The organism is Bacillus sp. NPDC094106, assembly GCF_044764345.1.
Taxonomy (GTDB): domain Bacteria; phylum Bacillota; class Bacilli; order Bacillales; family Bacillaceae_G; genus Bacillus_A.
Genome location: NZ_JBIWHY010000005.1, coordinates 1 through 12,859, shown reverse-complemented (window position 1 = coordinate 12,859; position 12,859 = coordinate 1). Strand labels below are relative to the sequence as shown.

Sequence of the window (12,859 nt, the reverse complement as noted above, 5' to 3'; positions counted from 1 at the left end):
GGAATAAAGATGGAAAAGGTAAATTTATTAGAACTCACAAAAGATATTACAGAGCAGCACAAAAATTTTGTTGTATCAAATGTGAATAACCATTGTTTACGGATTGCGGTGTTTACGGGTGAATATGATTGGCACTTTCACTCCAATTCGGATGAATTATTTATGGTACTCGAAGGAGAATTACTGATTGATTTTCAAGATAAGGATACAGCTGTACTAAAACCGAACGATTCTATTTTAATTCCAGCAGGTACAATTCACCGAACAAGGGCTTTACAGCGAACTGTGAATCTTTGTTTTGAAAACTTAGAGGCAGATACGGTTATTGTGGAGAATGTATGAAGAAGATAGCCTTAGCAAAATATCATATGATTCTTCCAGTTTTAGAAGCGAACAAACAGGCATCTACTTTTGCTTATGCAGTATGTGACCGAATCATAGAGGGTGAGATTGTTGTAAATGAAAGATCAACAGCAGGGTTAATTGCGACTGTTAATGGCATTTACTATCTATTTGGAGATGCTCACAATCAGGAATTTCAACATACTTTGCTTTCGTATATTAAAAAAGACGTTTTAACAAAGGAGAAACGGTTTACACTCTTTACTTCTAGTAAAGAGTGGGAGATGGTTATTGAAAATCATTTCAAGGATTCTTTGAAGAAAATCCCACGAAAAACATTTCAATTTCAGAGGGGTATTTTTGAAGATAGAAAGAGAGAATTAGATGATTTTACATACGAGATTAAGCGGATTGATAAAAATATAATTGAAAAAAGTACCGAATTTACGGAGCAATATTATAAAGAGTATTGGGGATCAAAAGAAGCGTTTTTGAACGATGGTTTTGGATTTTGTATTGTACAAGATCAAAAGGTGGTTGCAGAATGTGTGTCAATTTTTAGAGGGAATGGTTTTGCCGAAATTGACATCGCAACGCATCTAGACCATCAAGGAAAAGGATTAGCTCGGTTAATTGCAACGTATTTCATAGACCACTGTATCCAACATCATATTACGCCATGTTGGGATTGTAATATAGATAATATTTCTTCTCAAAAGCTAGCGAGGAAACTAGGTTTTGATTATCCAGAGGAATACGTTTTATATGTACGTAAGAAGATGGGAGAATAAAAGATGAATGTAGAATTAACAAGATTCAAGGTGAAACAAGGAAAAAGCCACCGCGTTGATGAATGGATGAAGCTACTCAATGATCATATGAAAGACGTATTATTAACATTAAACGACGAAAAAATGTATGTAGAGACAATTTTCCGGGAAATAAGAGATGGAGAAGAATACTTATATTGGTACTCTGTCCAAGGAGAAGGCGGGATAGAAGTCGAAAATTCTCAGCATGAAATTGATAAAAAGCATTTAGAGTTTTGGTATGAATGTATGGATGAGAAGGAACCGGCTGTAGATATGAAAATAGAGGTTGTTATGATTCAAGATGCTGTCAAAGAAGCGATGAAATAATAGAATAGTATTCTTTGTATGTATGGATAAAAGTGCATCAAAATATATATACATCAATTAAAAAACGACATCCCCCCCTCCTTTTAGGTGGGAGAGAGCATCTGGCCATGCATAGAAGCGGTCAGAGCCTTTTTCTGCCACATGCGGAGTAAAAACAGAAAGAGCAAACGAGTGTAGGTTACTTTTTATTCTGCATAGTAGGGATTTAGATGTCGAAAAATTAAGATGGATTTATATAGATGGGCTTTTTTTTGTGAAAAGAATTTAATTTGAAGCCTGTTCAAGTATGAAAAGAAGAAACCAAGACCCTCTTTTTGTGTGCGAAACAAGTAAAAAGACAACTACTCTGTTTGTGTACGTTTAGCAATATTTTTAGCATATATTATGGGTTATTTATGATTGGTATGACTATATATATCAATTAAAAAAACGACATCCCCCCCTCTTTTTAGGTGGGAGAGAGCATCTGGCCATGCATAGAAGCGGTCAGGGCTTTTTTCTGCCACATGCGAAGTAAAAACAGAAAGAGCAAACGAGTGTAAGTTACGTTTTATTCTGCATAGCAGGGAATTTAGATGCCGAAAAATTAAAATGGATTTATATATATTTGTATGTAATTTTACATATCCAAATAAAGTAAAATAGTATACGAAGCATCATTAAATTATATTAAAAATATTTTTTTGTAAGAGATTAATAGAAATCAATGAAAATCATTACATTTTATATTTAATTATCAGAGTATAATTATTTCACTTAGTGAAGTGGTTAGTGGTATTTAATTTTTTAAATATAATATTTTTATAATGCGAATATAAAATATCTGAATTATCGAATTAAAAACAATAGAATTTTATTGTTTACTTATAAAAAACATAGTGTTTAAATGGGGGCGTAAGGACCTTACATTCTATGGCAACAAATAATAACGAGAGTTTTTAACACTCTATCAGAAAGAACTCTCCTTCTTCAAGTGCCTGCAAGGAGAGAAACCAACAGTAGTTCGTTGAAGATCTAGGAATATAGAACTTAAAATCACAACCTATGGAGGAAGATGAAATGATAAAAAAAATCCCTTACAAACTACTCGCTGTATCGACGTTTTTAACTATTACAACAGCTAATGTAGTTACACCAGTAACAGCTTTTGCAAGTGAAATTGAACAAACTAACAATGGGGATATGTCTCTTTCAGCAAATGAAGAACAGATGAAAAAGGCTTTGCAAGATGCTGGGGTATTTGCAAAATCTATGAATGGATATTCTTATATGTTAATTAATAATCCAGATGTGAATTTTGAAAGAATTGATATGAAAGAGTCTCCAAATTTACCTAATCAAATTGTACAAGATCAAAAGAACGCAAGAGAGCATGCTGCTAAATGGGATACACAAGTAAAAAGACAGCTTTTAAATACATTGACAGGCATCGTTGAATACGATACACAATTTGACAATTATTACGATGCGTTAGTAGAGGCAATTAATGAAGGGGATGGAGATACTTTAAAAGAAGGGATTACAGATTTACGTGCTGAAATTCAACAAAACCAAAAGAATACACAAAAATTAATACAAGAATTAACTACGTTAAAAAACAATATTGGACAAGATGTTAAATCATTTGGAGAACATAAAGATTTCTTGCAGTCGATTTTAAAAAAGCAGGACGCTGAGATTGAAGAGGATCAAAAGCGCCTAGATGAAATTTTAGCGAAAATAAATCGTTATAACAAATTAAAATCTGATGGATTCAATGTAATGAAGGGTACCGTTTTGGGCCTACCGTTGATTGGTGGTATAATAGTAATTGTAGCAGAAGATCAATTAAAAGAGTTACAGCCGTTAGTAGCACCATTATTAGAAAAAGTAAATCAGCCTGTAGATCATAAAGTAACATTAAATCGTGTAGTTGGTGTTACATATAATAATATTAGTGAGATGTATAATGCGATTGACGGAGCTATTAATGCCCTTACTTATATGTCCACGCAATGGAATAATTTAGATTCTCAATATACAGCGGTACTGGGGCATATTGAGAATACATCTGAAAAAGATGATCAAAACAAATTTAAATTCTTAAAACCTAACTTGGATGCAGCTAAGGATAGATGGAAAACATTTAAAACAGATGCGTCCACATTAAAAGAAGGAATAAAAGAATTAAAAGTGGAACCTGTTACTCCACAACAATAGGGAATATCGATTCTGTTACAAAATTGTCTAAAACATAGAAAATCTAGGATTACATCGTTAAATAGTCATTTAACAATTCCTTATACACCGAAAAGGCGGAGTCTGATTCAAGACTTCGCCTTTCACTTTTATGTAAGTTTCAAAAACTTTGCAACAGAACCTGTTCATCTATATATGCATCAATTAAAAAACCGACATAAAAAACCCCTCTTTTTAGGTGGGAGAGAGTATCTGGCCGTGCATAGAAGCGGTTAGGGCCTTTTTCTGCCACACGCGAAGTAAAAACAGAAAGAGCAAACGAGTGTAGGTTACTTTTTATTCTGTATAGCAGGGAGTTAGATGTCGAAAAATGAAAATGGATGTATATACTTCATTTCATAATACTTGATCCCTCACCTATCTTCTTTGCTTCCCCCTCAATCTTAAGGTGGGGTCTTGCTACCCGTTAATGAGGGATCAAATTCCACTCTTTATTACTTTTCATTTTATATTCTTCAAGAGTTATATCTACTATATAGTTATCTTTGTTTCTCGCTTTGTATTCTTCAGGTGTATCTGGTTTTATACATTTAGAAATATTTTTAGCATATCTCATCTTATTCCCTGTATAAAAAACTTTCTCCCAGCAATGTTTATGGAAAATATAATTACTATTTATAGATAATAATTTTATGAGTTCTTTATCGCTGGTATGACCATATTGATATGCAATTTTACATTTCCCAAATAAAGTAAATCGATATGCAAGGTACTATTAAATTATATTAAAAACATTTTTTAGCAAGCGATTCATATAGATCGATGAAAACCATTACATTTTATGCTTAATTATCAGATTATAACTATTTCACTTAGTGAAGTGATTCGTGGTATTTAATTTTTTAGATATAATGTTTTTCCTAATGTGAATAATAAATATCTGAATTATCAAACGAAAACGATAGGATTTTATTGTTTACTTATAAAAAACATAGTGTTTAAATGAGGGGGAAGTAAGGTCCTTACATTCTATGAAAGTAGATAATAACGAGAGTTTCTTGATTTAACACTCTATCCGAAAGAATTCTCCTTTCTAAATTGCGCAAGGAAATAACAAAGCGATAAATCGGTCAAGATGTATAAATGAGATTGTAAAAAAACAATAGTGAAGAGGTGTACGGAATGAAAAATAAAATACTTACAGGATTTTTAATAACATCAATTGTTACTGGGGCAGCTATTCCTATCAATACTCTCGCAGCGCCAATCGTTCAGGCAGAAACGCAACAGGATAACACGGATATTTCCCCATCATTACGAAAATTAGGTGCACAATCTAAATTAATCCAAACATATATAGATAAAGCTTTAATGAGTCCTAATGTACAACTAGCGGAAGTTCCATCTTTAAATACGAATCAATCCTTAATCAAACAAGATATGAACGAATGGTCATCAGAACTTTATCCAAAATTAATTCTATTAAATTCAAAAAGTAAAGGATTTGTAACTCAATTTAATAGCTATTACCCAACATTAAAACAGTTTGTAGACAATAAAGAAGATAAAGAAGGGTTCTTGGATAGACTTGAAGTTCTTCAAGATAAAGCTACGACAAACCAAGAAAACGTACAACGTCAGATTAATGAATTAACAGATCTTAAATTACAGCTTGATACAAAACTTAAAGATCTCGATACTGATGTGACAAAAGCACAGGGTGTACTAAGTTCAGATGGAACAGGGAAAATAGACCAACTAAAAAATGAATTACAAAATACCCAAAAATCAATTCAAAATGATTTACAACAAATAGCATTGTTACCAGGCGCTTTAAATGAACAAGGATTTAAGATATTCCAAGAAATCTATAGTCTTTCAAAAGATATCATTGATCCGGCTGCTCAAACAGCGGTAGCAGCGTATAACAAAGGAAAAGAAATTGACAAGTCTATTTTAGAAGCAGAGAAAAAAGTAGCGGACGAAGCGAAAGAAAAGGGTAAATCTGCTTTAGAGATTGAAGCTGCCAAAAAAGAAGCTCGTGAAGCAATTGAGAAAAGCAAACAAGCTGAAATAGCTGCAGCTGCAGTTACAAAGACAAAAGAGTATGACCTTACGAAAGTTATTGACCCTGAAAAAATCAAAAAAACATATGGTACCTTCGCTGAAGTAAATCGACTAACAGCAGAGCAACGAGCACATTTAGATGATTTAGAGACACAAAACCAAAAATTATATGATTTAACAAAGAACCTAACAGTAGCAGATTTACAAAAATCAATGCTTCTTATTATGCAAAATGATTTACATACATTTGCAAATCAAGTAGATGTAGAACTTGACCTACTAAAACGCTATAAAGAAGATTTGAATCTAATCAAAAATAATATTACAAAATTATCTACTAATGTTGATACAACTGACCAACAGTCTCAAAAAGATACATTAAGACAATTAAAAAATGTAACAAGTTATCTTGAAGAGCAGGTTAATAAGTTTTAATATTGTGAATTTAATGAAAAATAATATAAAGATTATAAGAATCTATCAAAAAACTGAGAAGGAGAATAGTTATGAAAAAACTTCCATTTAAAGTGTTAGCTGTAGCCACTCTAGCAACATTTATAACTGCTACTAACGGTAACACTATTCATGTATTTGCCCAGGAACAAACCGCTCAAGAACAAAAAGTAGGGAATTATGAATTAGGGCCTGAAGGGCTGAAGAAAGCATTAGCTGCAACAGGATCTAATATTCTTGTAATGGATTTGTACGCAAAAACAATGATTAAACAACCGAATGTAAATTTATCCAATCTTGATTTAGGTTCAGAAGGAGAAAAGTTACTCAAAGAGATTCACCTTAATCAGGAACTGTCTCGAATCAATGCGAATTATTGGTTAGATACAGCGAAGCCACAAATTCAAAAAACAGCACGTAATATTGTAAATTACGATGTACAATTTAAAAATTATTACGATATATTGGAGGCTGCTGTACAAAAGAAAGATAAAGCAGAATTAAAAGAGGGCCTAAATGATTTAATCACTACAATTAATACAAATTCCAAAGAAGTTACAGAAGTAATTAAGATGTTACAAGACTTCAAAGCAAAACTGTATGACAATTCTATAGGGTTTAAAAATAATGTTGGTGGCCCAGATGGGCAAGGTGGATTAACAGCATTATTAGCGGGAAATAATGCCCTGATTCCACAACTTCAAGCTGAAATTGAGAAGCTACGTTCTACTCAGACAGAGCATTTTAACAATGTATTAGCATGGTCAATTGGTGGTGGATTGGGAGCACTCATTTTAGTTGCTGGAGCCATTGCAGGAGCGGTAGTAATTGTTGTGACTGGCGGTACAGCAACACCACTTGTTGTTGGTGGCCTTGCAGCTCTCGGTGCAGCTGGTATTGGTTTAGGAACAGCATCTGGTGTCGCGGCGTCTAAACATATGGACTCCTATAATGAAATTTCTAAAAAAATCGGAGAATTAGGTACGAAAGCCGATCTTGCTAGCCAAGCAGTTATTTCGCTTACTAACGCGAAAGCAACTTTGACAGATCTGTATCAAACAGTGGATCAAGCGATACTGTCTCTAACAAGTATCCAACAACAATGGAATAAAATGGGGGCGAATTATACAGATTTACATGATAATATCGACTCTATGCAAGAACATAAATTCTCTTTAATACTTGATGATTTAAAAGCTGCTAAACAAAGTTGGAGTGATATTCATAAAGATGCAGAATTCATTTCGAAAGACATCGCTTTTACACAAGAAGCAAAGAACTAAAAATCAAAATCTATCATAGGAGGAATATGAAATGCTAAATAAAATCCCTTACAAACTACTCGCTGTATCGACATTTTTAACTTTGACAACAACTTCTGTAGTCTCACCAGTAGCAACTTATGCAAGTGAAATTGAACAAACTAACAATGGAGATACATCTCTTTCAGCAAATGAACAGAAGATGAAAGAAACTTTACAAAAGGCTGGGTTATTTGCAAAATCTATGAATGCCTATTCTTATATGTTAATTAAGAATCCAGATGTAAATTTTGAAGGAATTACTATTAATGGGTATCCAGAGTTACCTGGTAAAATTGTACAAGATCAAAAGAATGCTAGAGCACATGCTGTTACATGGGATACGCAAGTAAAAAAACAGCTTTTAGATACATTGACAGGCATTGTTGAATACGATACAACATTTGATAATTATTACGACACAATAGTAGAGGCGATTAATACAGGGGATGGAGCTACTTTAAAAGAAGGGATTACAGATTTACGAACTGAAGTTCAACAAAACCAAAAGGTTGCACAAAAGTTAATAGAAGAATTAACTAAATTAAGAGACGCTATCGGACAAGATGTTAGAGAATTTGGCAGCAATAAAGATCAGTTGCAGTCGATTTTAAAAAACCAAGGTGCTGATGTTGAAGCCGATCAAAAGCGTCTAGAGGAAGTTTTAGGATCAGTAAACTATTATAAACAATTAGAATCTGATGGATTTAATGTAATGAAGGGTGCCATTTTGGGCCTACCGTTAATTGGTGGTGCAATAGTACTTGCAGCACAAGGTAATTTATCCAAGTTAGAGCCTACATTAGCAGAATTACGTAAGACTGTAGATTATAAAGTAACATTAAATCGTGTAGTTGGAGTTGCACATACTAGTATTAGCGAGATGCATAAGGCGCTTGATGATGCTATTAATTCTCTTACTTATATGTCCACGCAATGGCATGATTTAGATTCTCAATATTCAGGAGTACTAGGGCATATTGATACTGCAGCTCAAAAAGCTGATCAAAATAAATTTAAATTCTTAAAACCTAACTTGAATGCAGCTAAAGACAGTTGGAAAACATTACACACAGATGCACTCACATTAAAAGAAGGGATCAAAGAATTAAAAGTGGAACCTATTACTCCACAACAATAGGGAAATATCGGTTCTATTGCAAAGTTCCCTAAAACATAAAGAACCTAGGATTACATTATTAAATAGTTATACAAAAATTAATAATCCCTTATATACCGAAAAGGCGAAGTTCGATTCAAGACTTCGCCTTTCACTATAAATTCTCTTTAATATTTGATGATTTTAAGGCTGCTAAACAAAATTGGAATGATATTCATAAAGATACCGAACTAATTTCACTTTTAAAGAAGAATAGAACTTATAATCAAAACCTACATAGGAGGAAGATGAAATGATGAAAAAAATCCCTTACAAACTACTAGCTGTATCGACGTTTTTAACTATTACAACAGCTAATGTAGTTACACCAGTAACAGCTTTTGCAAGTGAAATTGAACAAACTAACAATGGGGATATATCTCTTTCAGCAAATGAAGAACAAATGGAAAAAGCCTTGCAAGATGCTGCGGTATTTGCAAAATCCATGAATGACTATTCTTATTTGTTAATTAATAATCCAGATGTGAGTTTTGAAGGAATTAATATTAATGGGTATGCAGATTTACCTGGTAAAATTGTACAAGATCAAAAGAATGCTAGAGAACATGCTGTTAAATGGGATACACAAGGAAAAAAACAGCTTGTAGACACAGTGACCAGCATTATTGAATACGATACAAAATTTGAAAATCATTATAAAATATTAATAGAGGCGATTAATACAGGGAATGGAGATACTTTAAAAAAAGGGATCACAGATTTACGCGGTGAAATTCAACAAAACCAAGAGTATGCACAAAAATTAATCCAAGAATTAACTAAGTTAAAAGACGATATTGGACAAGATATTAGAGAATTTGGAAGCGATAAAGATCTCTTGCAATCGATTTTAAAAAGCCAAGGAGCTGATGTTGAAGCCGATCAAAAACGTCTAAATGAAGTTTTAGCGGATATAAACTATCAGAGAGACATAGAATCTAAAGGATGGATAATGGTAAAAACTGGATTTATTCCCGTAATGATTTCTGGTGGTATAATGATAGGTGATGCAAGAGGTAAGTTAGGCTGGTTAGAGCCGCAATTAACACAATTACGTCAGACTGTAGATTATAAACTAACACTAAATCGTGTAGTTGGAGTTGCATTTAATAATATTAGTGAGATGCATAGTGCGATTGATAAAGCTATTAATGCTCTTACTTATTTGTCTGCACAATGGCATGATTTAGATTCTCAATATTCGGGAGTACTGGGGCATATTGAGAAGGCATCTGAAAAAGCTGATCAAGAGAAATTTAAATTCTTAAAACCTAACTTGGATTCAGCTCAAGTTAGTTGGAAAAGATTGGCGACAGGTGCAATCACATTAAAAGAAGGAGTCAAAGAATTAAAGGTGGTATCTCCACAAAAATAAGGAAATATCGGTTCTTTTTAAAAGCTTTTCAATAAACATGGCAAACTTAAGTTTCTGCTATGTTAAAATATTTTGTGATTTGTGGTACATGAAAAAAGCGGAGTCTGATGAAGACTTCGCTTCTTATATGGGGTATAAGGATCTTTTACTTATGGGAGAAATACTGTTAGAGCATTAATACCGTGGTTATTCCACGTTGTAATTAATCAGAGCCGCGGTTTATATCGGAAAGAAAAACGATTAAATCAAGTTACAAGGGGCACCATATATAAGCAGCTGTAAGAGGTGTAACAGTTGAGAAATATCGATTAAAATAGACAAATAAGAATAGTTAGAAAATTTATGTTATAATATGATGAAAAAGGGGGCAAATATGAAGCAAATACATGGAGCAATCTATATATACATAACAATGTTTTTTATTGGAGTATCTTATTGTTTAGGGCATTCATACTCGCACCCGATTTTAACTTTTTTGAGCGGTGCATGTATGGCCATTGCGATTTTTGTACACCTTTTCTCGGTTTGGATTGTGAAGTTTCAACTCAATATTAGTGAGATGAAAGAAGGTACTTTTTGAGAGACCTTCTTTTTACTTGTATTGACGAAAATTTTTAAATAAGTTTTCAATCTCAATTTCTGTTTCTTTGCATATAGAATTTGTTCGTAATCGAAAGAATAAGCTTCGTAAAAATGATTTTATATTTCTGTATAACGTTTCATACGGTATGATAGATAACTCTGTTTTTTGAACTTGCATTTGATGTACTAAAGAACGTAAGGATACAATCAGTTCTTTTTCACTTAACCCATTTTTTAACATGGCGATGATAGGAGTGATTATTCGTTCCTCTTCTTCATAATTGTAACGGATTGTATGTACACTTACTTTTTCTAATAGAGTTAGTAGTATTTCTGGATAATATGAGGTTTCAAGTTTTGGATTTTTAACAAGTTCATCGAATGCATCCGAGACATGAGCGATGCTATGAGCCCACCCCTGATCATCAACATACCCACGGAAATCATGTTCTTGCTTCATGTATAAAATTAATTTATCTTTTACTTCTAATATGTCAGATTCTGATAAGAAATTATGTTTTGTATCAGAGTTTATGATTAATGCAATTAATAGTGTTGTAAATGATCGAGTGAATACAGCATCCGTATCATCTGTAGTGACTTTATAAAATAAATATTGTTCGCTTATACTTTGGGATAATAATCGTTGTAATTGCTTATGCGAAACATGGTCTTTTGTGATGAGGTGCCAAAAGGTTGTGAAGATTAAGGTGTCTCGTAAATAGCCATCGGGTGTACCGATATGTTGGAGCATTTTTAAATTTAAATCATTGATATCTATCGTGGAATCTATAGTGTAATGATTAGCTTTTAGTTCTTCTAATTGTTTTTGAAGTTGTTTCATAGTATGCCTCCTTTTAAAAAGATAAGAAAGAAAATTCAGTTATTTAAGGGTGGAAAGGTAGCATAATCGCTACCTTTTTCTTACTTCACAAACTGTAATTCTTTCGGGAATTTCGTTAAAATTTCTGATCCGTCTTTTGTGATATAAACATCATCTTCGATACGAACGCCACCTACATTTGGTACGTAAATACCTGGTTCGATTGTGAAGACCATACCTTCTTTTAATGGAGAGTGGTTGCCTTCTTTTACATCTGGATATTCGTGTACGCTAATTCCAAGTCCATGACCAAGGCGGTGCGGGAAGAATTCTCCGTAGCCTGCGTCTGCGATGACAGAGCGAGCAGCGCGGTCGATTTCGCCAAGTGTAACACCTGGTTTACATGATTCAATTGCTTGTAATTGACCTGCTAGTACAGTGTTATAAATGCGTGTTTGTTCTTCGGAAATGTCGCCGAATGCTACTGTACGTGTAATGTCAGAGCAGTAACCATCAATGATTACGCCTAAGTCAAATAATACAAAGTCACCGCGCTTCATTTTGTTTCCGCCTGGTACACCGTGCGGTAAGGCAGAGTTTGCACCTGTTAATACCATTGTGTCAAAGGACATTTTATGTATGCCTTTTTTCTTCATTTCATGTTCGATGATTGCTAACACTTCTAATTCGCTGCGATCTTCCTTGATTGCATTTACACCAATTTCAACAGCATAGTCAGCCATGTAAGCCGCTTGACGTAAGATTGAAAGTTCTTTTTCGTCTTTAATTAGACGAAGTTCGCGTACTTTTTCTTCCGCAGATTTGAAAGATGCTTTTGGGAATAATTTTGTTAATGCTTCATAGCGTTCTACATTTAAATGTTCTTTTTCAATTGCAATTGTATTTATACTAATACCGCGGTCTTTAAGTGCTTTCGCGATCATATCCCATGGTTTATCAGTGTCAGTAAACCCAATGATTTCATGTGCCCAGCCAGCATTTCGAGCTTGACCTTCTTCCATTTTAGGACAGATTAAAATGGGTTCTTTTTCTTGGAATACAAATAGACCGAGTAGTCTTTCGTGTGGTTCACAATGGAAGTTCGTCATGTAGAAGACGTTCGGTGTAGAAGTTAAAAATGCAGCCTCCACGTTTTGTTCTTGTAGCCATTGCATTAAATTTTCTAATCTAGTATTCATAGATTTGCACCTCCAGGATTTCAGTTACATATATAACTTTACATCGGATGAAAGAGTTATGACAAGTAAATCGATGTTATATAAATCCATTTTAATTTTTCGACATCTACATCCCTGCTATGCAGAATAAAAAGTAACCTACACTCTAATCTGTACCCTTTGTAAAGGACATTTTGAAAAAAGTTATGCAACATCAAGCAGATGATTTCTGTATTCAACAGGAGTCATCTTCTTTAAATTC

General features: G+C 33.5%; 11 protein-coding genes. 9 read left to right on the top strand and 2 right to left on the bottom strand.

Translation table 11 applies throughout. The features are described 5' to 3' along the window. The first annotated feature begins 9 nt into the window (after window positions 1-9). The 9 genes from ACIQ7L_RS08555 (at window position 10) to ACIQ7L_RS08515 (ending at window position 10,594) form a co-directional block, all read left to right on the top strand. Window positions 10-342: a cupin domain-containing protein gene (locus tag ACIQ7L_RS08555; protein WP_097898419.1), complete on the top strand. Its 333-nt coding sequence runs from the start codon at window positions 10-12 to the stop codon at window positions 340-342. Further along, complete coding sequence (locus tag ACIQ7L_RS08550) at window positions 339-1,133, top strand: GNAT family N-acetyltransferase (protein ID WP_400568207.1); 795 nt, start codon at window positions 339-341, stop codon at window positions 1,131-1,133. The genes ACIQ7L_RS08555 and ACIQ7L_RS08550 overlap by 4 nt, the downstream gene beginning before the upstream one ends. Before the next feature lie 3 nt (window positions 1,134-1,136). After that, window positions 1,137-1,481, top strand: a complete 345-nt coding sequence (locus ACIQ7L_RS08545) for a DUF6176 family protein (RefSeq protein WP_400568205.1) — start codon at window positions 1,137-1,139, stop codon at window positions 1,479-1,481. Between the two features lie 1,059 nt (window positions 1,482-2,540). After that, window positions 2,541-3,680 (top strand): ClyA family alpha-helical pore-forming toxin, encoded by a 1,140-nt coding sequence (locus ACIQ7L_RS08540; RefSeq protein WP_400568203.1) that lies wholly within the window; start codon window positions 2,541-2,543, stop codon window positions 3,678-3,680. A gap of 1,161 nt (window positions 3,681-4,841) precedes the next feature. After that, window positions 4,842-6,161 (top strand): hemolysin BL lytic component L2, encoded by a 1,320-nt coding sequence (gene hblC / locus ACIQ7L_RS08535; protein WP_400568202.1) that lies wholly within the window; start codon window positions 4,842-4,844, stop codon window positions 6,159-6,161. 71 nt (window positions 6,162-6,232) lie between these two features. Next, the gene (hblD, locus tag ACIQ7L_RS08530; protein ID WP_400568200.1) at window positions 6,233-7,462 is read left to right on the top strand and encodes a hemolysin BL lytic component L1; all 1,230 of its coding nucleotides are present in this window, start codon (window positions 6,233-6,235) and stop codon (window positions 7,460-7,462) included. Window positions 7,463-7,493: 31 nt separating this feature from the next. Then, window positions 7,494-8,621 (top strand): hemolysin BL binding component B, encoded by a 1,128-nt coding sequence (hblA, locus tag ACIQ7L_RS08525; protein ID WP_400568198.1) that lies wholly within the window; start codon window positions 7,494-7,496, stop codon window positions 8,619-8,621. Between the two features lie 271 nt (window positions 8,622-8,892). Next, the gene (locus ACIQ7L_RS08520) at window positions 8,893-10,014 is read left to right on the top strand and encodes a ClyA family alpha-helical pore-forming toxin (RefSeq protein WP_400568196.1); all 1,122 of its coding nucleotides are present in this window, start codon (window positions 8,893-8,895) and stop codon (window positions 10,012-10,014) included. Window positions 10,015-10,387: 373 nt separating this feature from the next. Next, window positions 10,388-10,594 carry a hypothetical protein gene (locus ACIQ7L_RS08515; RefSeq protein WP_097898411.1) on the top strand — a complete coding sequence of 69 codons (207 nt, stop codon included), beginning with the start codon at window positions 10,388-10,390 and terminating at the stop codon, window positions 10,592-10,594. Between the two features lie 12 nt (window positions 10,595-10,606). On the opposite strand, the gene ACIQ7L_RS08510 is transcribed toward ACIQ7L_RS08515, so the two are convergent. Beyond that, the gene (locus tag ACIQ7L_RS08510; RefSeq protein ID WP_400568194.1) at window positions 10,607-11,440 is read right to left on the bottom strand and encodes a DUF2785 domain-containing protein; all 834 of its coding nucleotides are present in this window, start codon (window positions 11,438-11,440) and stop codon (window positions 10,607-10,609) included. An 80-nt stretch (window positions 11,441-11,520) separates the two neighbouring features. Next, on the bottom strand, window positions 11,521-12,618 hold the full coding sequence (gene pepQ / locus ACIQ7L_RS08505) for a Xaa-Pro dipeptidase (protein WP_400568192.1): 1,098 nt from the start codon (window positions 12,616-12,618) through the stop codon (window positions 11,521-11,523). Between the last annotated feature and the right edge of the window lie 241 nt (window positions 12,619-12,859).